This window comes from Pseudomonas palleroniana (assembly GCF_003031675.1).
Classification (GTDB): Bacteria; Pseudomonadota; Gammaproteobacteria; order Pseudomonadales; family Pseudomonadaceae; genus Aquipseudomonas; species Aquipseudomonas palleroniana.
On record NZ_PYWX01000007.1, the window covers coordinates 57,855 to 79,419 of the forward strand.

Genomic DNA, 21,565 nt, shown 5'->3' on the forward strand with positions numbered 1-21,565 from the left:
TTATTGAGGATGTGAAGATGACTAACATGATCCGCCCGGCCCTGAGCCTGCTGGTACTCATGACCCTGATCACTGGCGTGGCTTACCCCTTGGTCGTCACCGGTGTCGCCCAGGTGGCGTTTCCCGACCAGGCCAATGGCAGCCTGGTGCGCGATGATAGCGGCAAGGTGCGCGGCTCCAGCCTGATCGCACAGGACTTTACCGGTGACAGCTGGTTCCATCCGCGCCCGTCGGCCGGTGCCTTTGCGACGGTGTCCAGCAGCGCCAGCAACCTTGGCCCAAGCAATCCGGCGCTGGCGACGCGCATTTTTGATGACGCGAATAAACAGTGGGTGCCCAGCCAGGGCCCGGTCCCTCTGGCATCGCTGACTACCTCCGGCAGCGGTCTTGATCCACACTTGCCACCGCAGGCAATTGCCTATCAACTGGCGCGGGTGGCGGCCGCGCGGAATGTGCCGGTCTCGACCTTGCAGCGGTTGTTGGATGAACATATCGAAAGCCCGTTGGTGGGGCCGCCGGTGGTTAATGTATTGGCACTGAACATGGCCCTGGAAAAACTCTGATCCCGTGTGGGAGGGGGCTTGCTCCCGATAGCGGTGTCTCAGCTACAGATAGTGCAACTGACCCACCGCTATCGGGAGCAAACCCCCTCCCACCGTTGATCTTCATCGAGCCAGATTAGATAAATACCTGAAGGACACTGCCCGCATGAGCGACTCCGGCCGCGCCGATGCCCTGTTAGCCGAACTGCCCCGGGACGGCCGTGGCCGGCTCAAAGTTTTCCTCGGTGCCGCGCCGGGTGTGGGCAAGACCTACGCCATGCTCCAGGCCGCGCACACCCAGCTGCGCCAGGGCGTGCGGCTGATCGCCGGGGTGGTCGAAACCCACGGTCGCGCCGAAACCGAAGCCCTGCTCAGTGGCCTGCCGCAGCAACCCTTGGTACGCAGCGAATACCGCGGCGTGATGCTCGAAGAAATGGACCTCGACGGCCTGCTGACCGCCAAACCCAAGCTGGTGCTGGTGGACGAACTGGCCCACAGCAACGCCCCCGGCAGCCGTCACGAAAAACGCTGGCAGGACATCCAGGAGCTGCTCGCCGCCGGCATCAACGTGTTCACCACGGTCAACGTCCAGCACCTGGAAAGCCTCAATGACCAGGTCCGTGGCATCACGGGCGTGCAAGTGCGTGAAACCCTGCCGGACTGGGTGCTGCAAGAGGCTGACGAATTACTCTTGATCGACCTGCCATCGCGCGAGCTGCTGGAGCGTTTGCGCGACGGCAAAGTCTACGTGCCGGAACAGGCGCGCGCGGCGATCGACGCGTTTTTTACCCAGACCAACCTGATGGCTTTGCGCGAGCTGGCGATGCAAACCGCCGCCGCGCACGTCGATGATGACTTGGCTCAAGGCTATCGTCAGCTCGGCCAGGCGGCACCGACGGTACGCGGACGCTTGTTGGTGGGAGTCGATGGCGATGCCCAGGCCGAACGTCTGGTACGGCACGCCAGCCGCGTGGCCCAGCGCCGGCATTTACCCTGGAGCCTGGTGCATGTCGACAACGGTCGTGCGCGCGATGAGCAATCGCGCCTGCACCTGCAGAATGCCCAGCAACTGGCTGAACGGCTCGGGGGGGAGGTCGTCCTGCTGCGGGCGGGGGAAGTGGCGAAAACCCTGATCCAGCATGCCGCCGAACGTCGTGCCAGCCTGTTGCTGGTGGGGCAGTCGCGGATGCGTTGGCGCCGCCGCTTGTTTGGAGGTGGCCTGGCGGCGCGCTTGCTGCGCAATGCGCGGGGCCTGGAAATCAACGTGCTCGACAGCGACGACATGCCCGCACCGCCGCGCCTGCCGGATGTGCGCGGGCTGGTCTGGTTCGACTACGGCCTGGCGGTGCTGGCGACCATCGTCGCGGCGGCGTTGGCCTGGGCGGTGGCCAGTGTGTTGCCGCTGCCGAATATCTCCCTGGTGTTTCTCGCGGCCGTCTTGCTGGTGGCGGTACGCAGCAGCCTGGGACCGGCCCTGGTGTGCGCCGCGTTGTCGTTCCTGACCTACGACTTCCTGTTTATCCCACCGAATTTCTCGTTTGCCATCCAGCGTGAAGAAGACGTGCTGACCCTGCTGTTCTTCTTGTTGATGGCGGCCTTGACCGGCAACCTTGCTGCGCGCCAACGCCGGCAATTGCAGGCCCTGCGCGATACCCAGGAAGAAACCAGCGAACTGCTCGACCTGTCGCGCAAACTCACTGCCGCCACCGATCGCCAGGCGGTGATCAGCGCGGCGGCGCATCATCTGGAAGGCTGGAGTGACCTCGACCTGTGCCTGGTCAACCGTGACGGCCAGGGCGGTTGGAAGGTCGAGACCGGCAGCCCGCTGACCCTGACCGAAGCCGAACGCGCCGCCGCCGATTGGGCCTGGCAACACGATCAACCGGCCGGCATGGGCACGGGCACCTTGCCGTTCGGGCGCTGGTGGTGGTGGCCGTTATCGGGCGAGGAGGGGCCTTTGGGGTTGCTCGGTGTCAGCCCCAAGCCCGGTCTGGAGTTGAGCGGCCAACGCCGTCGCTTGCTCACTGCGTTGAGCCAGCCGCTGGCGCAGGCGTTGGCGCGGGCTCAGTTGGGCCAGGAACTCGAATCGGCTCGGCTGCATGGCGAAACCGAACAGTTGCGCAGCGCGTTGCTGGCGTCGGTGTCCCACGATTTGCGCACGCCGTTGACCTCCATGCGCGGCAGCATCGACAGTCTGTTGGCTCTCGGCGAGGCGATCGCTCTGGAAGATCGCCGCGAGTTGCTTGAGGGCACCCGCGATGAAGCCGAGCGCCTCGACCGTTACATCCAGAACCTGCTGGATATGACGCGCCTGGGGCATGGTGCATTGAAGCTGGCGCGCGACTGGGTGTCACCCGGCGATATCGTCGGCAGTGCTCTCGCTCGTTTGCGCGCCGTGCTGGCGCCGTTGCGCGTAAGCACCGATGTGCCGGCTGAATTGCCGCTGTTGTATGTCCATGCTGCGTTGATCGAACAAGCCTTGGTCAATGTGCTGGAAAACGCCGCACGTTTTTCGCCGCCCCAGGGCCGCTTGCAGCTGTCTGCCGGCGTGGCGGACGAGCAGCTGTTTTTCGCGGTGGCCGATGAAGGCCCGGGGATTCCCGAGGATGAGCGGGCGAAGATTTTCGATATGTTCTACACCGCTGCCCGTGGCGACCGGGGCGGGCAGGGCACGGGCCTGGGCCTGGCGATCTGCCAGGGCATGGTTGGCGCGCACGGTGGGCATATCAGCGTGGCCGATGGCATCGACGGGCGGGGCACTTGCATCACTTTGTTCCTGCCTTTACCGACACAACCTGGCTTGGAACACGGGGCCTGAGCTACCCTCTTTTCTCCACGGATTTTGATTGGACACCATGAGCCAGACCGCGACGATTCTAGTCATTGATGACGAACCGCAGATCCGCAAATTCCTGCGCATCAGCCTGGCCTCCCAAGGCTATAAGGTGATCGAAGCCGGCACCGGCAACGAAGGCCTGGCCCAAGCGGCGTTGAGCAAACCGGACTTGCTGGTCCTTGACCTTGGCCTGCCCGACATGGACGGCCAGCAAGTGCTGCGCGAGTTTCGCGAGTGGTCGACCGTGCCGGTGCTGGTGCTGTCGGTGCGGGCCAGCGAAGGTCAGAAGGTCGAGGCCCTCGACGGCGGCGCCAATGACTACGTGACCAAGCCGTTCGGGATCCAGGAGTTTCTCGCCCGCGTGCGTGCATTGCTGCGCCAGGCGCCGGTGGGTGAGGCCCAGGAGGCCGCCTTGAATTTCGGCCCCCTGACGGTGGACCTGGCCTATCGCCGCGTGCTGTTGGACGGTGCCGAAGTGGCGCTTACCCGCAAGGAATATGCGGTACTGGCGCAGTTGGCCCGGCATCCGGGACGGGTGATCACTCAGCAACAACTGCTCAAGGACATCTGGGGGCCGACCCATACCGAGGATAGCCACTACCTGCGCATCGTCGTCGGCCATCTGCGGCAGAAGCTGGCGGACGATCCTACTCAGCCAAGGTTTATCGTGACCGAGGCGGGCGTGGGGTATCGGTTGTTGAATGCCTAGATTCCGGTTGCCTGTTCCGACGCCATCGGGAGCAAGCCCCCTCCCACAGGGGACCGAGTTCTACTTTTGGAATGAGTTCAAATGTGGGAGGGGGCTTGCCCCCGATGAGGCCATCAGCAGCACCCCCTACCTCAGTGCTGCTCACTCTCATACCGATCCAGCGTATCACTGGCAATCTCCCGCCCCAGCGCGATCAACTCCGGCGCTTTGTAGAACTCGAAAAACCGGCACACCCGTTTCGGCACGTTGATCAGCACGTCGGGCGGGTAACCGGCAATCTTGTACTGCGCCAATGACGTCTGCATCACCTCGAAACTCTGGTTGATCAAGTCCAGCAGTGACGCCGGGCCGACGTTGTCGATGATGAACGAACCGGTTGCGGACTTCGGTGCGCCTTCTTTTTCCGGCGCTGCGGCGGGCTGCTGGGCCTCGGGTTCCGCCGACTCCAGCCATGGGTTGATCTCTGCCGCTTCGGCCTGCAATGCCTCCTGTTCCAGCTTCAGTAACTGTTCAGCCTGTTTACGGCGAAACGGCAGGTGTGAGCCCAGGGATCTGGCCAGGTTATTGAAGCGACTCTTGAACGCAGGCGGCCGCTGGATCACCGGCAACTGGTAGTGTTTTTGATTGGTGGCATTGAGGTTGACCGCGATGATCAAGTCGCAATGGCTCGACACCACCGGCACGATCGGCAATGGGTTGAGCAGGCCGCCGTCGACCAGCATGCGGTTGCCCTGCATCACGGGGGTAAACAGGCTGGGGATCGCCGCGGAGGCGCGCATGGCTTGGTGCAGGCAGCCTTCCTGGAACCAGATTTCCTGTTGGTTGGTCAGGTCGGTGGCGACGGCGGTGTAGGGAATGCGCAGCTCTTCGATATTGAGCTCGCCAACGATCTTGCGGATCTGCCCGAACACTTTCTCGCCACGAATCGCGCCCAGGCGAAAGCTCACATCCACCAGGCGCAGTACGTCGAGGTAGTCGAGGCTTTCGATCCAGTTTCGATACTCGTCCAGCTTGCCGGCGGCGTATATCCCACCCACCACCGCGCCCATGGAACAGCCGGCGATACAGGCGATGTCATAGCCACGCCGTTCGATTTCTTCGATCACGCCGATATGGGCGTACCCTCGGGCTCCGCCGGAACCCAGTACCAAGGCCACACGTTTCTTCATGAGCTGATCCTTCGCAAAACAGTTGACCACAATGCGCTCATCCGAGGGGCGGCTCAATCTTCGTCGATGTGCGGAATATTTTTGCTGCTTGGCCAGGGCGCTCGGGTATGCTCTGGCGATCGTCAGTTATGCTTTTGGGCGGCCAGACAAGGCACTTTTCCTTGTAGGCAACGTCTACAGCCTACGACTGTTTCTGTTTATTTTGAGGTGTCATCGATGAAAGCCTGGATGTGTGTGCCTGTGATCGTGTTGGCCCTGGCCGGTTGCGCCGGGAAAACGGCTTACCGTGATAGCTGTGGCACGCAATTGGATGCCGCCTGGCATGAGCTGGACCTGGCCAAGGCTGAAGGCTTTGCCGGGACCGTCAGTTACTCCAAGGCCCTGTCTTTGTTGACTGGCGCCAAGACCCAGCAGCAATTCGAAGCCTTTGAGGGGTGCGCCAACAAGGCCGAGAAAGCACGCTTCTATATTCGTGAGTCGCGTGCCGGCCGTTAAGCCGTAGCGACAGAGCATTTCATCGTCAGCGGAGGAAGGGATGTCAGCTTTGGTCGATCAGTTAGTCGCTCAGGTCATTGGCCTGGAAGTAGGGTTACTGAGCTGCCAGGCTCGCCTCGCTGCCGTCACCGACGATGAAGCCCTGCATGATCTGCGCACCACCGTGCGGCGGCTGCGCAGCCTGTTGCGGCCCCTGCGCGGCTTGCCGGGGGTGGAGCAACTTGAATTGGCCGCCAGTGCGGTGGGTCAATTGACCACGCCCCTGCGCGACCGAGAAGTACTGGCCGCCTACCTGCACCAGCAGGGTTATCATGAGGCGGCTGCGCGGCGTTTGCGCTTGCAACCCGAGGCTTATCGGCAGGTTGCGCAATCCCCCGAAGTGGCCCACCTGCTGTTGATCCTCGATGCTTTCCCCAGGTTTATTCGTGCGTCCGAGCACCAGAAGTTGCTCAAGGGCTTGCGCCCGCGCATCGAAAAGCGTCTGGCCAAGCAATGGCAAAAGCTCGGTGACGCCTTGAAGGACCCTGATCATGACCGTCACCGTCTACGGTTGCTGATCAAGCGCGTGCGCTACGCGGCCGAGGCGTATCCCAACCTGAACAAACTCCCCGCCAAAGCGATGTCCCGTCTCAAGCGTGCCCAAAGCGCGTTGGGCGATTGGCACGACTGCTGGCAGTGGCTGGCCCAGGCCGAACACCAAGCGGATTTGCAACCCTGCGTTGCGGTGTGGCATCGCACCATGGCCCAGGCAGAAGGGCACGCGGATCGGGTGCTGGATAAACTCAGCGCCGATTGTTTCTGAACCGGTCCGGTTTTTGGCCGGTATGGGCGCTGTGCAGTCACCCCACGCTGGTTAAGATCACCCCATCCGTGTTCTTGATGTGAGGTCCCGATGCGCTTTAGTGATTTGCTCGATGCCGCCCGTAGCAACCCGCTGGATGTGACCATTCCGGCCGAATGGGGCCAGGGCCGGGCTACGTTTGGTGGGTTGGTCGCCGCCTTGCAATATGAAGCCCTGCGCGCGCAGGTACCGGCGGACCGTCCGTTACGCTCACTGGCGATCACCTTCGTCGGCCCGGTTGAGCCGGAGGTAGCCGCCAGTTACCACGTGGAAGTATTGCGCGAAGGCAAAGCCGTCAGCCAGTTGCTCGGCCGTGTGGTGCAGAACGGCGAAGTCGCGACCCTGGTCCAGGCCAGCTTTGGCGCCGCGCGTGAGTCGCAGATTGACGTCGCAAGCGAACCTGCACCGGCGTTCAAACACTGGGATGAATGCCAGGAGTTGCCGTACATCAAAGGTGTGACACCTGAGTTCATGCGGCACCTGGCCATGCGATGGAGCGTCGGCGGGCTGCCGTTTACCGGCAATAAATCACGCGATATGGGCGGTTGGGTGCGCCTGCGGGGCGATGTGAAGGAAGAGGCGTTGACCGAGGCGCATATCCTCGCTCTGGTGGACGCTTGGCCACCGGCCTTGCTGCCGCACCTGAGCAAACCCGCGCCGGGCAGCACCCTGACCTGGACCATCGAATTTATCCAGCCGTTGCAGCAGCTGACCACCCTCGACTGGTGCCAGTACTACGTCAATATCGAACACGCCCGCGACGGCTACGGGCATGCCGCCGCCGCACTCTGGAGCCCGACCGGCGAGTTGATCGCCATCAGCCGCCAGAGCGTCGTGGTCTTCGCCTGACCTCAATGCCGGTGGCGCTGTCGCCAGGCACGCCACCAGCCACCGCTCAATACAAAACGCGGAAACGTCACGAACTGTTCGACCACCAGCCGTTGCACCGCATCTTTACGATCACTGAAGGGCTCACTGGCCTGGGTTTCCAGGCTATGGCCATGGCGCTGCAACGCCAGGCCGGCCAGGATGCCGATGATGCCCACGGCAACACTGGCCAGGCTCAGGCTGAACACCCCGGATACGATCAACAGAAACCCGATGATAAACAGCGGCACGGCAATCAGGTGCAGCGCCAGGTTAGTCGGGTGTTGATGGTTCTGTGGGTAGTTACGCCATTGCCAGGCGGGGAGATTGGGATGACGTTTGCCCATGATGGTGAATCCTCTGTCCGTTGAAACAACATGCAGAGGAGTTTAGGCGGGGTGGGGCGGGTGGGCGAATTGGGGCTGACTATGGGGGCCATAGCCAGCCTTGCTTGGCTATTGCGTCAGAGCTTCAACTGCCCGATCGCCTTGCTCAGTGCTCCAGCCAGCGTGGCCAGTTCATTGCTGGTGCTGGCCGAGCCCACGGTCTGTTGCACGGTGTTTTCCGTCACATCGCGAATACTTACCACCGCCCGGTTCATTTCTTCGGCGACATGGCTTTGCTGCTCGGCGGCCACGGCGATCTGCGTGTTGCTCTCGCGCATCTGTGCCACGGCCCCCGTGATTTCAGCCAGTGCGACGCCGGCTTCCTGAGCCTGCTGCACGCAGTCGTCGGCCTTGAATGAGCTTTCCTGCATGAAATCCACCGCATCGCGAGTACCGGCTTGCAGCGCCGAGACCATGCGGGTGATTTCGTCGGTGGAGCTTTGCACGCGTTTGGCGAGGTTGCGCACTTCGTCGGCAACGACGGCGAAACCACGGCCCATTTCCCCGGCGCGAGCGGCTTCGATGGCGGCGTTGAGGGCGAGCAGGTTGGTCTGTTCGGCGATGCTGTGGATCACACTGACCACGCCGTTGATTTTCTGGCTGTCCTCGGCAAGTTTCTGGATCATTTCCGCCGTTTGTTGCACGCCGGTGGACAGCCCGGCAATGGAGTGTTGCACGCGGATGACCACCTCCTGGCCGCTGCCGGCAAGGGTGTCGGCGGTCTGGGACAGGTCGCGGGTGGCGCCGGCGTGTTGGGCGATGTGGTGGACGGTGGCGGTCATCTCATTAATCGCCGTGGCGGCCTGGTCGGTTTCGCTCTGCTGGCCGAGCATGCCGTGTTGCACTTCGTTCATGCTGCTGGCCAGGCGTGCGGCGCCCTCGTCCAGTTGCCGAGCGGTGCTTGCCACGGTGTTGACCACGCGCTGGTAGCCGGCCTGCATGGCGTTGAACGCGCTGGCCATCTGGCCGACTTCGTCTTTGCAGGCCAGGGGCACGCGGGCCGACAGATCGCCGGTTTTCTCAACGTGCAGCATCACGTCCTTGAGGGTATTGAGTTGACTGAGCAGGAAACGGATCAGCAGTTGCGAGGCACCGAGCATCGCCAGCATCAGGATCAGCACCGCCACCGCGTAGTTGGCGAAGCGTTCGGCGAAGACCTGGCTCAGGCTGCGTCCATAGGCCAACACGGCGATCTGTGGCCCGCCGGCACGTGTAATGACTTCAGCACCGATCAGCGGGTTTTCACCGAACAAGGCCCTGTGATTCAGCTCGACCCAGCCGCTGGCGCTGCTGAGGGCTGACAGATCCTGGTCTGCCAATTGTGGGACTTGGCCCCGGACAAACGTCAACCAATGCTCGTCCGTGGGCAGCGCCTTGTCGGCAGGCCAGGCCGCGAGCAATCGTGCTTGCGCTTGCGCCGAGGTTCGGGCCGCATCGTTGCGTGCCTGTTGTTCGAGCTGCACGGCGTACAACACCAGCAACAGGGTGGTGATGAAGGCCACCGCGTTGACGGCCCAGAATTTGTATTTCAGCGAGATATTGCTAAGCCAGGCACCCATGGAAGGTTTTCTCTGATAGCGGAAACAGCATTGGCAAGGTGCCATTATTGTGCCGCTATTCAGAAATCCGGTTTTGACATGGGTCAATGCACCGCATCGACCCGGTTGTCTCAACCCAGGCAGGGCAGCCCAAAAAACGCACGGGCACAGGCTGTGCTGTGTTCGGCCAGATCTTCCGGGGTTTCGCTGCGGTGCAGGGCAACCTCATGCAGCACCTGCGGCAAATAGGCCGGTTCATTGCGACCATTTTTCGGCTTTGGTCGCAGGGTGCGCGGCAGCAGGTAGGGCGCGTCACTTTCCAGCATCAGGCGCCCGCGCGGGATTTCCCTGACCAGTGGATGCAGATGTGTCCCACGGCGTTCGTCGCAGATCCAGCCGGTGATGCCGATATGCAGATCAAGGTCGAGATAGCTGAAGAGCGCCTGCTGCTCGCCGGTGAAGCAATGCACCACGGCGGCGGTGAGGTGGTCGCGGTAATCCTTGAGGATCTCCAGCAGGCGCTGGTTGGCATCGCGTTCGTGGAGAAACACCGGCAGTTTCAACTCGACCGCCAGGGCCAGGTGCTCTTCGAGGACTTTTTCCTGCTGAGGGCGCGGGGAAAAGTCCCGGTTGAAATCCAGCCCGCATTCGCCCACGGCACGTACCCGGCTTTCGCTGAGCAAGCCGCGCAAGCGCTGGGCGCTGTCGCCGTTCCAGTCGCTGGCGGAGTGCGGATGGATGCCCGCCGTGCTGAACAGATGCTGGCCGCTGTCGTCGAGTTTTACGCACAGTTCCAAGGCTTGTTCGCTGCCGTCGACACTAGTACCGGTCAGCACCAATTGTTGTACGCCGGCGGCATAGGCGCGATCGAGAACGGCTTGATGCCTCTCGTCGAAACTGGGGTTGGTCAGGTTGACGCCGATATCAATGAGTTGCATGGTGCTATCTCCGCCTGCGGTCGGAAAGCATATCAGAGCTGTAGATTTATAAGAAAACGAAGAACTACAACGAGTTAAAGCTGTCTTTGAACGTCGCAAGTGACATTGTGGTGGGCCGAATGCCTGCCTCCCTGCCACCGTTGCGCGCCTTGCCAGCGCTTTAAGCGCTCTGTTTCTGACCTCCAGTGCCTCGTCTTTCACGAGGGCGCTGGCCAGTATTCTTTCCGGAGAGCGGATGATCCGACCCTCGGCGTTGCTCATGTTGTGCTTGACGTTGCTGCTGCCGATGACGGCGGCAGCGCGTCTGGACGGCCCGGTGGAAGTGACCAAGCCCGGCAAGGTGCGAGACCTGGCGCAGATTCGTTCCAGCCGCACCCTGCGCGTGCTGGTCAATCAGAGCCGCAACAGCTCGGGCGAAATTCAGGGCCAGGCGATCGGTGTCGAGTACCACCGCCTGCGCGCCTTTGAGCAGTACTTGAACGGCCATGCCCGTGACGGTGAAGAAATCAGCCTCAAGATCATTCCCAAGGCCAAGGACCAGTTGCTCGGCGCGTTGGCCCGTGGCGAAGGTGACCTGGTCGCCCCCGGCGAGCTGTTGGATGTAAAGGCTGCGCACAAGCTCAGCACCAGCGATCCGATCGTCAGCAATGTGCCGTTATGGCTGGTGGGAGTGAAAGGTGAGCGCCGGTTTACCAGGCTTGAGCAATTATCGGGGCGAACATTGTCGCTGACCACCGGCAGTGCCGCGGCGGATGCCATCAGCCAGGTCAATCAGAAGCTTGCGCTGCACAAGCAACCACCGATAAAGGTGGAGTGGGTCGATCCGACATTGGCGGTGGAAGATGTGCTGGAGATGGTCCAGGCCGGGATCTTCCACTTGACCATCGTTGAGAAACCCATCGCCGAACGCTGGTCGAAAATCCTGCCCAAGCTTCGTTTTGACAAGCAGGTCGTGATCAGCGAGCCGGGTGACGAATATTGGTTCGTGCGCCAGGATGCTTCGATGCTGCGGGCCAGCATCGATCGGTTCCTCAAGGTTTATCGCACCCCGTCCGATCAGGATGTGGCCTTTCAACGGATCTACCGACGCCTCTATCAGGTGCGCAACCCACTGGCTCGCGCCGACCGCCAGCGCCTGGAGAAGCTGCGCCCGGTCCTGCAAAAACATGCCCGGGAGCAGGGCATTGACTGGTTGAACCTGGCCGCGCTGGCGTTCAAGGAGTCCGCACTGGACCCTGGTGCGCGCAACAGCGGTGGGCCTACGGGCTTGATGCAGATCACCCCTTCAGCGGCCCAGCGGGTCGGGGTGAATAGTATCGAGAGCCTTGATAGCAATGTGCAGGCGGGCGCGCGCTACTTGTCGATGATCCGTCGGAAGTTCTTCGCCAGCCCCAAGCTCAACGAAAGAGAGCGCATGGCCTTTGTATTGGCGGCTTACAACATGGGCCCGGAGCGCGTACAGGGCATGCGGGCGGAGGCGCGACGGCGTGGGCTGAATCCGAACCAGTGGTTCTTCCAGGTTGAACGCATTGCCATGGAGCAGGTGGGGATGGGTGGCGTCAGCTATGTTAATAGCGTGAACAAGTATTACCTGGCGTTCAATCGGGAGCGGGAGTCCCTGGAGCCGGCAGGGCCAAAGATCGCCTCACGCAAATAATCGATTTATTCGATGTCTATTAGGCATTTTTTCGGCTTTTAACATTGCCTAATTTGATTAATATAGCGGCCAACCACCTCCTACTTAGAAAAGGATTACCCCGATGAGCCCACTGATCAAAAGCATTCTGTCCACCCGCGCCGGTTATGGCCTGACCATCCTGCGCATCTTTGTCGGCATTATCTTCGCCGCCCACGGCTCACAGAAACTCTTCGGCTGGTTTGGCGGTTATGGCCTGGCCGGCACGGCACAGTGGATGGAAAGCATCGGCCTGGCACCCGGCACCCTGATGGCCGTGTTGTCGGGCGGTACCGAGTTCTTTGCCGGCCTGGCGCTGATCATCGGCTTGTTGGCACGCCCTGCGGCATTGGGTTTGACCATTCTTACACTGGTGGCGATTTTCTCGGTGCATATCCACAACGGTCTGTTCATGGCCAACAACGGTTATGAGTTCGCATTGGCCTTGCTGGGCGGTACGCTGGCCGTGCTGTTGGAAGGCGCCGGCAAACTGTCGGCCGATGGCGCCATCAGCCGCTGACCCTCGGTTAACGTCCCCCAAAAGCCCGCCACGTGCGGGCTTTTTCGTTGTCCGGGATTCTTGACACTGGCCTATCGGCTTCTCTAGGATGCTGCTCATGCGCCGATTTAAACAGCTAATTGCGGGGCGCCACCGGGACTCGATGCAGCCCGACAGAAGACGGTTCTGCCCTACAGAGCACACTTCGAAATACCGCTAAAGCGCTGGTTCGGTGTTGCCTCTCACCTGCCCGCAGACTTTTGAGGCAGAGACACGACACGATGAATGCACTACGCCCCCTTATTCGACTCGCCCCGATCACTGCGGGCCTGACTCAACGCAATCCAAAGATCCTGCTTGGCGGCAAGCACCAGCCGACGCTGCTGCGTTATCTGGATGGCTGGCCTCGTCGTACTGGGCGGCCTTCGGCTTTTCTGATCCAGTTCGTTGAAGACGGTGATTCCCTGGCGCGTTTTGCCAGCAACAGTTTCGACCTCGCGGTGATACAGGCGCCCAGTGCCGGCAATGCCGATGACGTGATCCGCCACCTCACGCGTATTGCCCGACAGGGCCTGATCACCCGCCGCTGAGAGCTCAGTGACCGGCCGCTGAAGAGCGCGCCCGACGCCGACGCAACCAAAAAGCCAGCATCCAGGCGATCAGGCATAACAGCAGCGGCACCGTCGCGATCAGCAGCAGCTTCAGGCTGTCTTCGAAGCGATGCACGGGCGCGTAAGCCTTGACCCTCAGCGCGTTGAGTTCCATGGGCAGTCGCAGGCGCTCCCTGTTGAGCGCTTGCAACTGGGTATTGGCTGCCACTGCCTGGGTACCCACACTCGCAGCCTGTGGGTTCAAGCGTTGCCACTCTTGTTCCGTGTGCTCAAGTCGTCGTTCCAGCTCTCCCGCGCTTTCCCGATAAGCCTGCGCCGCGGTCTCACGCATGTGTTCGAGCGTATGCAGGGGCCGGCTGTGCGTGGCGCGTGGTCGAATGGCCGCAAGCGCCGGTGATGCCGCCAGGTTATCCAAGGTGTTCAAGACAAATTGCACGTTGCTGTTGGGGGCCGAGCGGATGACCGCGTCTGCGAGCATATCCGTGTCGGCGATCACCACGACCTGGATCTGTGAGGCTTTCTGCACGCCGGGTGGCTTTCCATTCAGTCCCTCGGGAAACACCGAGTAGGCGGGGCCCTCAAGGCGAGCCGCAATAACGTGGGCCTGCCTGGGCGCAGCGGCGTTATCGGCGAGTGAATCGAACGTCGTCGCGAAAGCAAATTGCCTTGCGTCGAGCAGTACCGATTGCCGAGAGCTTTGCAGCAGGGGCGTGAAGGTCATACGGCTTTTCCGCGTGCGGGAAAGTGCGCCGCTGCTCGACACGATCATTGAGCTCAGTTTCCAACTGCTTATATCGTTGGCGGCCATGGCCTGTCGTGGCAGGTTCAGCCTGGCCGGGTGCAATACCATCGGCTTTCCTGGGCCCTGGGTGGCCGATGAGGCGTAGAGGTTATCGACCAACAGCTTGTCCGTCGGCATCTGCACACTCCAGGCCGCAAGCAGTTCCTCCAGCTTGGAGTCTGTCGAGACGGAGCCCGTGGCCATCTCGCTCACCGGGTCGATGAAGATCATCAGCCTGGCGCCCTTTAATACGTGCTGTTCAATCGCATACAAGGCTTGCTCGGGCAGGGTGCGCGGGTGGATGACCATCAACGTCCCGATCGATGCCGGTACCTGGGCGATGTTGGCGCTCAGTTCCACCAGGTTGAAATGCCCGCGCATCTGCGCCAACAGTTCTCCCGTAGCAACATTGGACGCGAGCCCCGACAGCACGCCGACAGTCGGACGTTCAGGCTGCATCAAGGCATGGATCAGTCGGCTGATTTCATACTCAAGCAAGGGCGCCTGGTCTGGGCTGAAAGCTTCGATGCGCTGTGCACTTTGGCCGGTGCGTGTGCCGATGAGGCCCACGAAACCTTGCGTATTATCCAGTCCGAATAAACTGGCCTTGTAGGCTTCCTCGGAAAATGGAGCCGGGTCGATAACATGCAGGTTGATCAGGCCCCTGGCTGCTTTTTCAAACTCCCTGAGTAAATCTTCCACCCGTTGACCGTAGCGTTTTAATGCGTGGGGTTTCTTGGGATCATTGACTGAGTTGAAGTAATACAAATCCAGCGGGCCTTCGAGTGTTGTAAGAAAGTTTCGCGCGGCCGGCGATAAAGTATGGTTTTTCTCTTGTGAAAAATCCCAGCGAATGTCAGGTAGTTTTTTTATCCAGACCAGATTGAATGCGAGAAAAAGTAGCGACATGACGATGAGCGTCATACCTGTACGAAAAGCGGATCGCATCAGGGACTTTCCTTCTCAGCGGTTTTTATAGTTGAGTGTGACAGTCGTCGCTGAAAGAAAAACAAAGATGATACTGATGAAGTAAAACACGTCTTGAAGGGTCAGTTTTCCGCTGTCCATCGTGTTGAAACGTAAAATAGGATTGAGCGATATCAAGCTATCGACCACCCATATCGGGGCCTGATGTTCCAGCGCATCGAGTATGGAAGACAGGCCGCTGATGGTTAGTAGCAGACCCAGTGTCAACAGGAAAATCACAATGCGTTGGTGAGTCAGTACACAGACAAAGCAACCGACCGCCAGGTAACTGCCCGCCAGTAACCAGCTGGCGATGAATTGTGAGGCGATAACGCCGTTGTCGGCGGTGCCAAGAAAGTGAGTGGCGATCACTATTGGAAAGTTTAAAAGCAGGGCAATGCTGCACACGACCCAAGCCGCCATGAACTTTCCGATAACGCGTTCCGTCGAGGTGACAGGCAAGGTTTTCATCATGTTCGAAAAGCTCGCGTTATGTTCATCTGACCATAACTGCGTCGCTAAAGTGGGAATCAGCAGAAGATAGAGCCAAGGGTGAAACTCGAAGAAGGCTTGCATGTCGCCACTGTTTCGCTCCAGCCACTGCTGGGTGTGCAACCCCAGCGTGGCACAGAGCGCCAGGAACACCGCCACGCTCAGATAAGTACTGGGTGAAGAGGCATAACTGGCGAGTTGGCGTTTGAAAATGACGGTTAGCAGTTTCAAGGGGATACCTCTTGGCTGAGATGGTGAACAACGTCGTTCAAGCGTCCTGGCTCCAGGTGCATGGACGTGATGTTCCAGCCGCGGTGGGTGATGAGCGCGTTGATGGAAGGGAAAATGGCGTGGCCAGGCATGGCCAGAACCGTCACCGTGCCCGGTGTATGCCGGTCTTCTTCAATGCCTGCGACGCCGGGTAAGACGGCGAGCGCCAGTAAATCCAGTGGTGTATTGGCGGCCAGGGTTACAGCTTGGTAATGTCTGGAGCTGCGTTGCAGGTCCACCAGAGAGGTATCGGCCTTCAGGCGCCCCCCCGCGATAACCAGCGCCCGGGTGCAAAGATCAGACAGCGCGTCGCAATGACGGGAGGCGATGATGAGGGTCATTTCTTCGCTCAAGGACTGGATAAGTGCCCTGAGCTTGAGCCACTGATCAGGGCCAAGTCCTTCCAAGGGCTCGTCCAGTAAAAGCAACTTGGGCGAATGCACGATGGCTTGGGCAATTGCAACTTTGCGCTGTATGCCAAGGGAGAGCGTATCCATCGGGCAGTTGAATACGGATGACAGTTCCAGGCGCATAACGACTTGATCAACTCTTTTGCGTTTTTCGGCACCACGCAATCCCCTGACTGCGGCAACAAAGTTCAGCAGGCTTTTGACGGACATCACATCGTGACTGAGGCCGTCACGAAGTTGATAGCCCACTGCGTTCCTTGTTTGAATGGGATGGGTCTGGGTGCTCATTCCCTGAATATTGATGTTCCCGGAAGTTGGCTTGATCGCACCCGAGATCAAGTTCAATAACGTTGTCTTGCCGGAACCCCGCTCGCCAAACAGACCTATGCATTCTCGGCGCTGGGTGCAGAATGAAAAGTCGGTAATTATGTTTTTTCTGCCAAGTTGTTTCGTCAGGTTGCTTATCTCGATCATGGGTTTACCGAATAAGTTTGGCAGGGGCGGATGGCCGTTGAGGTCATTAAAAAGGGTACGTTCAATAGTTGCGCTTGGGAACGCGTGATCTGATTAATAAGACAAGTCCTACGCTCGGTTTGATAACTCACTGAAACAATTGTTTTGTTTTGAGGGCTTGTTAATGGTCGGATGTTTATCTGATGTTTATATAAAGTTTTCTTTTTTGTGATGAGGTCTGACTGTCATGATGCTTCTACGTACCCTTGTTCTTGAACGCAGTGGTGAAGAGGCGCCCGTCAACGGTGCACTGCTCTGTGGGTTTGCTGTCGCGCAGATCGACTCGAACTTTCTTGTATATAGCCTGGATGAAGAGGCTGAACCCGGTCACTCGCGGGTTTATATCGCGGCATTGCGTAAAAAACTCGAGCGCTATTTCCTCGGGGGCGTGGACTCCAAGGAAGACCTGCAAGTGGCGATGCAGGTCTTCAAGCAGATCCTCATGAGCGCCTCTGGCGCAAAGACAAGTGGCCCTGGCGAGCCCCAGACGCCTTTTCATTTTGTGGATTTGAAAGGTTGCAGGTTGCCGCCTGCCAGGCCCGAAGATCATCACTCGGTGATTATCAAGAAGGCGCTGGTGATGAAGGTGATCACCTTGGGCATGTCAGCGCCCACATTGCCCGCGATCGAAAGCACGACGGTCATCGTGCCGAGCATTCGCTTTTCGTCCCAAATGGTGGCACCGCCGAAGGACGTGAGCCATCCGAAGGCCGCTACTCAGTCGGCGGATCAATACACTGTCGAGGAACCTTCACATTCGGTGAGCGCGTTACCCGACGCATCCGTACCCGCGGGGCTGAGTACACTGCCGGTTGAGCTTGAGTCGAGCGAGGTTGCGTCCGCGAAACTGCCGGCTCACCAGGAGCACGCCACCTTGCTTGAGGTGGACAGCACACTGGCTAATCTTGCCCGGGTCGCCCAGGAGCTGGCGCAAAAAAAGCATGCAGCCATCGAGCGAGAAGAGATGCTTGAACAGTGGCAAGTTCGCCTGCACCAGCAGCAAAGCCAGCTGGATGAGAAAAGCCGCGAGGTCGAGCAGCGTCACAGGCAACTGCAGGACGAGCTGCTCGGGGCCGGCCAAAAAACCGAAAAATTGACGCTGATGATGTCGCAGCTGTCAGCCATGCGGCAGCACCTGCACAGCACGCTGCTTGAGCTGGACCGGGTCCTGGAGGCGCCTGAGATGAATTGATCTGCCTGCCGGTCTGGCTACTTTGCAGGGTTCATTTATCATCAGCTCCAGCCCGCCGGCGCCAGGGCATGAGGCCGTGGCGTATCGGCACCATTGGACATTACCTGGGGATGCAAGGGTTTGAGTACCAAGCTGATTACCAAAGAAGGTCATGATGCGCTGAAAAAAGAGCTGGATTACCTGTGGCGTGAGAAGCGCCCTGATACCACGCGCAAAGTGACATGGGCCGCTTCCCTGGGAGACCGCAGCGAAAACGCGGACTACCAGTACAACAAGAAGCTGCTGCGTGAAATCGACCGGCGGGTGCGTTACCTGCGCAAACGCCTGGAAGACATGCGCGTGGTGGAGTACCGGCCCGAGCAAGAGGGGAAAGTATTCTTCGGTGCCTGGGTGGAGATCGAAAACGAACAGGGTGATACCAAGCGCTTTCGCATCGTGGGTTATGACGAGATCTACGACCGCATGGATTACATCTCCATTGACTCGCCCATGGCGCGTGCGCTGCTGCGCAAGGAAGTGGACGATGAAGCGATTGTGCAGACCCCAAACGGGGAAGTGTGCTGGTGGATCACGCACATCGAGTATGAGAAGTAGGCCATGACGGCCTGCGCCCGGGCAGGGTGCAGGCCGTCGGCGTTTCAGCCTTCGCGCAGTACTGTCAGCGGGCTGGCATTCAACGCACGGCGCGTGCCGAAGACCCCGGCGCCACCAATCAGTAGGGCACCTATCACCGGCAATAGCAGCAGCCACGGGTGAGGGTGCCAGGCCAGGTCAAACGCGTAGCGATACAGCACCCAGGTCACCAGCTCTGTGCCGAGTGCGGCCAGCAGGCCGCTGACCGCACCCAGCAAGCCGAACTCAATGCGTCGCGCCTTGACCAGCAACTTGCGTTCGGCGCCCAAGGCACGCAACAGCGCGCCTTGGCGAATTCGCTCATCCAGGGTGGCCTGCAAACCGGAGAACAGCACGGCCATTCCTGCCGCCAACACAAACAGCAGCACATACTCCACCGCCAGGGTGACTTGGGCGAGGATGCTGCGCAACTGTTCCAGGAGTGCCTCGACCTGCAGGATGGTAACGGCCGGGAAGGCCCTGGACAGATCGACGATCTGTTGGTCGTGGCCCGGCGCGAGATAGAAGCTGGTCAGGTAGGTGGCGGGCAGATCCTTCAATGTGCCCGGCTGGAAGATCATGAAGAAGTTGGGTTGGAAATTATCCCAATTGATCGTGCGCAGGCTGGTTACGCGGGCTTCTCGATTCTCGCCACCGACTGTGAACACCAGATGATCGTCGAGCTTGAGCTTCAGGCTTTCGGCAACCTTGGCTTCTACCGACACCCCGGGAATGCTATCGCTCGGTTGCGGCGACCACCAGGAACCGGCGCTCAGGACATTGCCCGGTGGCAAATCGGCGGCCCAGGTCAGGCTCAGGTCGCGCTGCACGGCACGGTCGCCGCTGGAGTCCTTGCTGACCACTTCCTGCACCGCAACGCCATTGATGCTGATCAACCGGCCCGGCACGACCGGATACAGCGGTGCGGATTGGGCTTGCACCTGCAACAGGCGTGCGCCAAAAGCGTCTTTGTCGGCCGGCAGGATGTTCAGTGCGAAATAGTTGGGGGCATCCTTGGGCAACTGGTTCTGCCAGGTATCGAGCAATTCGCCGCGCAGCAGGGCGATCAACCCCATGGATAACAGGATCAAGCCAAAGGCCAGGGACTGGCCTGCCGCCGCCAACGGATGACGCAGCAATTGTCCCAGGCCCAGGCGCCAGGGCAGGGATGCACGGGCCAACAATCGCCGCAGGCTTTGCAGCAGCAATAGAAGCAGGCCGCCGAGGATCAGCGCCGCCACCACGCCACCGCCCAGCAGCGCGAAAGTCAGTACCAGGTCGAGGCTCAGGCGCCACATGATCAACCCGAGGGCGAACAATGCGGCGCCGTAGACCATCCAGGTGCTGGAGGGGATAGGCAACAGGTCACGCCGCAATACTCGCAGCGGTGGAACACGGCCCAGGGCAGCCAGCGGCGGCAGGGCGAAGCCGGCGAGGGCAACCAGCCCGGTGCCAATTCCCGCGACCGCAGGTAACAACCCGCCGGGTGGCACGTCCGCCGGCAGCAGGTCGTGCAGGAAATAGAACAGCCCAAACTGCGCCAGCCAGCCGAGCAGGGCGCCGGTCAGGCTCGCCAGCAGTCCCAATACGCTCAGTTGCAGGCTGAACAGCAACATCGCTTCGCGCCGTGACAACCCCAGGCAACGCAGTAGCGCGCTGGCATCGAAACGTCGGCTGGCAAAACGATTGGCCGATAACGCCACTGCTACCCCGGCCAGCAGCACTGCCACCAGGCTGGCCATGTTCAGGTAGCGCTCGGCCTTGCCCAGCGCACCGCCGATTTGCTGATTGCCGTCGCGTGAGTCCTGCAGACGCTGGTTGGCGGCGAGGCCGGGTTTGACCAGGTCACGATAGGTTTGCAGCGCCGTACTGCCTTGGGGCGCCCGCCACAGTTCGCGGTAGCTGACGCGGCTGCCGGGCTGGACCACGCCGGTCGCCTCCAGGTCGGCCAGGTTGATCATCACCCGGGGCGTGAGGCTGTAGAAATTGCCGGCCCGGTCGGGCTCATAGGTCAGTATGCGTGTCAGGTGCAGGGTCTTCATGCCGACATCGATGCTGTCGCCAACCTTCAGGTCCAGCGCTGTCAGCAGCCGTGCCTCTACCCAGGCCTCTCCGGGCTTGGGGCCGCCTCCCGCTGTTTCGACCCCGAAGGGCTGCGCGGCACTTTTAAGCTCGCCGCGCAGCGGGTATTGCTCGTTGACCGCCTTGATGCTGGAGAGTTGGATACCGTTATCCGTGGCGATAACACTGGAGAACTCTACGATGCGTGCGTGATCCAGGCCCAGTTCGGTCCCGGTTTGGATCTGCTCGGGGCGAGCCGGCGAACTGCCTTCGAGCACCAGGTCGGCACCGAGAAATTCAGTGGCGCGCAACAGCATGGCGCCGTTGAGGCGTGCGCCGAAGTAGCCGATGGCAGTGCTGGCAGCAACAGCCACCAGCAGGGCGAAGAACAGCACACGCAATTCGCCGGAGCGGGCATCGCGCAGCAATTGACGCATGGCAAGGCTGAACAGACGCAATAGCGGCAAACGTGCCATCAAGGCTCCAGTGGCGCGACCATCAGGCCGGCTTCAAGGCGGATCAAACGCCGGCAACGATGAGCCAGGCGCTCATCGTGGGTGACCAGCACCAGGGTCGTGCCGCTCTCCTTGTTGAGTTCGAACAGCAAATCACTGATGCGCTCGCCGGTGTGACTGTCGAGGTTGCCGGTGGGCTCGTCGGCAAACAGCACGTCGGGTTCTGCCGCAAAAGCGCGAGCGATCGCCACCCGTTGCTGTTCGCCGCCGGAAAGCTGGCGCGGCGAGTGGGTCAGCCGCTGGCCCAGGCCAACGCGCTCCAGCAGGTGCCGGGCGCGCTCGCGGGCGTCCTGGCGGCCGTCCAGCTCCAGCGGCAGCATGACGTTTTCCAATGCATTGAGGCTGTCGAGCAGTTGGAAAGACTGGAATACAAAACCCACATGCTCGGCACGGATGCGCGCGCGCTGGTCTTCATCCAGGGTGCTCAGGGCTTGACCGGCAAGAGTGACTTCGCCACTGCTGGGCAGGTCGAGGCCGGCCAGCAGGCCCAGGAGAGTGGATTTGCCGGAGCCGGAACTGCCGACGATAGCCAGGCTATCGCCTTTGTTCAGTTCCAGGCTCAGTTGGTGCAGGATAGTCAGTTCACCTTCCGCGCTGGGAACCACTTTGCTAAGGTTTCGCGCGGTGAGAATGCTTGCGCCCATGGA

20 protein-coding genes are annotated in these 21,565 nt (G+C 60.6%); 11 read left to right on the forward strand and 9 right to left on the reverse strand.

Annotated elements, in window-relative coordinates; all coding sequences use genetic code 11:
• Window positions 1–17: 17 nt before the first annotated feature.
• From kdpC to C9383_RS02140, 3 genes are all read left to right on the forward strand, one after another.
• Window positions 18–563, forward strand: a complete 546-nt coding sequence (gene kdpC, locus C9383_RS02130) for a potassium-transporting ATPase subunit KdpC (RefSeq protein ID WP_090366052.1) — start codon at window positions 18–20, stop codon at window positions 561–563.
• Between the two features lie 145 nt (window positions 564–708).
• Window positions 709–3,360 (forward strand): sensor histidine kinase, encoded by a 2,652-nt coding sequence (locus C9383_RS02135; protein ID WP_090366051.1) that lies wholly within the window; start codon window positions 709–711, stop codon window positions 3,358–3,360.
• Between the two features lie 37 nt (window positions 3,361–3,397).
• Window positions 3,398–4,087, forward strand: a complete 690-nt coding sequence (locus tag C9383_RS02140; protein WP_090366049.1) for a response regulator — start codon at window positions 3,398–3,400, stop codon at window positions 4,085–4,087.
• A gap of 131 nt (window positions 4,088–4,218) precedes the next feature.
• Here C9383_RS02140 and C9383_RS02145 read toward each other — a convergent pair whose 3' ends face one another.
• A complete protein-coding gene (locus C9383_RS02145; protein ID WP_060753234.1) occupies window positions 4,219–5,256 on the reverse strand; it encodes a patatin-like phospholipase family protein in 1,038 nt (345 codons plus the stop codon).
• 216 nt (window positions 5,257–5,472) lie between these two features.
• On the opposite strand from C9383_RS02145, the gene C9383_RS02150 reads away from it, so the two are divergent.
• The 3 genes from C9383_RS02150 to C9383_RS02160 all read left to right on the forward strand — a co-directional run bounded on the left by C9383_RS02150 (window position 5,473) and on the right by C9383_RS02160 (window position 7,441).
• The gene (locus C9383_RS02150) at window positions 5,473–5,751 is read left to right on the forward strand and encodes a hypothetical protein (RefSeq protein WP_017734442.1); all 279 of its coding nucleotides are present in this window, start codon (window positions 5,473–5,475) and stop codon (window positions 5,749–5,751) included.
• Between the two features lie 40 nt (window positions 5,752–5,791).
• The gene (locus C9383_RS02155; RefSeq protein WP_090366047.1) at window positions 5,792–6,553 is read left to right on the forward strand and encodes a CHAD domain-containing protein; all 762 of its coding nucleotides are present in this window, start codon (window positions 5,792–5,794) and stop codon (window positions 6,551–6,553) included.
• Window positions 6,554–6,643: 90 nt separating this feature from the next.
• Complete coding sequence (locus C9383_RS02160) at window positions 6,644–7,441, forward strand: acyl-CoA thioesterase (RefSeq protein WP_090366046.1); 798 nt, start codon at window positions 6,644–6,646, stop codon at window positions 7,439–7,441.
• A 2-nt stretch (window positions 7,442–7,443) separates the two neighbouring features.
• Here C9383_RS02160 and C9383_RS02165 read toward each other — a convergent pair whose 3' ends face one another.
• The 3 genes from C9383_RS02165 to C9383_RS02175 all read right to left on the reverse strand — a co-directional run bounded on the left by C9383_RS02165 (window position 7,444) and on the right by C9383_RS02175 (window position 10,321).
• Entirely contained in the window at window positions 7,444–7,806 is a 363-nt protein-coding gene (locus C9383_RS02165; RefSeq protein WP_090366044.1) for a DUF962 domain-containing protein, read from the reverse strand.
• 116 nt (window positions 7,807–7,922) lie between these two features.
• Window positions 7,923–9,404, reverse strand: a complete 1,482-nt coding sequence (locus C9383_RS02170) for a methyl-accepting chemotaxis protein (protein ID WP_090366043.1) — start codon at window positions 9,402–9,404, stop codon at window positions 7,923–7,925.
• A gap of 110 nt (window positions 9,405–9,514) precedes the next feature.
• Window positions 9,515–10,321: a TatD family hydrolase gene (locus C9383_RS02175; protein ID WP_090366041.1), complete on the reverse strand. Its 807-nt coding sequence runs from the start codon at window positions 10,319–10,321 to the stop codon at window positions 9,515–9,517.
• 235 nt (window positions 10,322–10,556) lie between these two features.
• Here C9383_RS02175 and C9383_RS02180 point away from each other — a divergent pair, with 235 nt between their 5' ends.
• The 3 genes from C9383_RS02180 (at window position 10,557) to C9383_RS02190 (ending at window position 13,085) form a co-directional block, all read left to right on the forward strand.
• Window positions 10,557–11,978 (forward strand): MltF family protein, encoded by a 1,422-nt coding sequence (locus C9383_RS02180; RefSeq protein ID WP_060753240.1) that lies wholly within the window; start codon window positions 10,557–10,559, stop codon window positions 11,976–11,978.
• 103 nt (window positions 11,979–12,081) lie between these two features.
• Window positions 12,082–12,516 carry a DoxX family protein gene (locus C9383_RS02185; protein WP_060753241.1) on the forward strand — a complete coding sequence of 145 codons (435 nt, stop codon included), beginning with the start codon at window positions 12,082–12,084 and terminating at the stop codon, window positions 12,514–12,516.
• Between the two features lie 260 nt (window positions 12,517–12,776).
• The gene (locus C9383_RS02190; protein ID WP_060753242.1) at window positions 12,777–13,085 is read left to right on the forward strand and encodes a hypothetical protein; all 309 of its coding nucleotides are present in this window, start codon (window positions 12,777–12,779) and stop codon (window positions 13,083–13,085) included.
• Between the two features lie 4 nt (window positions 13,086–13,089).
• Here C9383_RS02190 and C9383_RS02195 read toward each other — a convergent pair whose 3' ends face one another.
• The 3 genes from C9383_RS02195 to C9383_RS02205 are packed head-to-tail and all read right to left on the reverse strand — an operon-like array spanning window position 13,090 to window position 16,499.
• Window positions 13,090–14,835 carry a GldG family protein gene (locus C9383_RS02195; RefSeq protein WP_090366039.1) on the reverse strand — a complete coding sequence of 582 codons (1,746 nt, stop codon included), beginning with the start codon at window positions 14,833–14,835 and terminating at the stop codon, window positions 13,090–13,092.
• Window positions 14,836–14,850: 15 nt separating this feature from the next.
• Window positions 14,851–15,576: an ABC transporter permease gene (locus C9383_RS02200; RefSeq protein WP_090366038.1), complete on the reverse strand. Its 726-nt coding sequence runs from the start codon at window positions 15,574–15,576 to the stop codon at window positions 14,851–14,853.
• Complete coding sequence (locus C9383_RS02205) at window positions 15,573–16,499, reverse strand: ABC transporter ATP-binding protein (protein ID WP_090366036.1); 927 nt, start codon at window positions 16,497–16,499, stop codon at window positions 15,573–15,575. The genes C9383_RS02200 and C9383_RS02205 overlap by 4 nt, the downstream gene beginning before the upstream one ends.
• A gap of 226 nt (window positions 16,500–16,725) precedes the next feature.
• On the opposite strand from C9383_RS02205, the gene C9383_RS02210 reads away from it, so the two are divergent.
• The gene (locus C9383_RS02210) at window positions 16,726–17,730 is read left to right on the forward strand and encodes a hypothetical protein (RefSeq protein WP_090366035.1); all 1,005 of its coding nucleotides are present in this window, start codon (window positions 16,726–16,728) and stop codon (window positions 17,728–17,730) included.
• Between the two features lie 120 nt (window positions 17,731–17,850).
• Window positions 17,851–18,324 (forward strand): transcription elongation factor GreB, encoded by a 474-nt coding sequence (gene greB, locus C9383_RS02215; RefSeq protein ID WP_060753247.1) that lies wholly within the window; start codon window positions 17,851–17,853, stop codon window positions 18,322–18,324.
• Window positions 18,325–18,368: 44 nt separating this feature from the next.
• Here greB and C9383_RS02220 read toward each other — a convergent pair whose 3' ends face one another.
• Both C9383_RS02220 and C9383_RS02225 read right to left on the reverse strand, forming a co-directional pair.
• A complete protein-coding gene (locus C9383_RS02220; RefSeq protein WP_090366033.1) occupies window positions 18,369–20,879 on the reverse strand; it encodes an ABC transporter permease in 2,511 nt (836 codons plus the stop codon).
• A complete protein-coding gene (locus tag C9383_RS02225) occupies window positions 20,879–21,562 on the reverse strand; it encodes an ABC transporter ATP-binding protein (protein WP_060753249.1) in 684 nt (227 codons plus the stop codon). The genes C9383_RS02220 and C9383_RS02225 overlap by 1 nt, the downstream gene beginning before the upstream one ends.
• Window positions 21,563–21,565 lie beyond the last annotated feature (3 nt).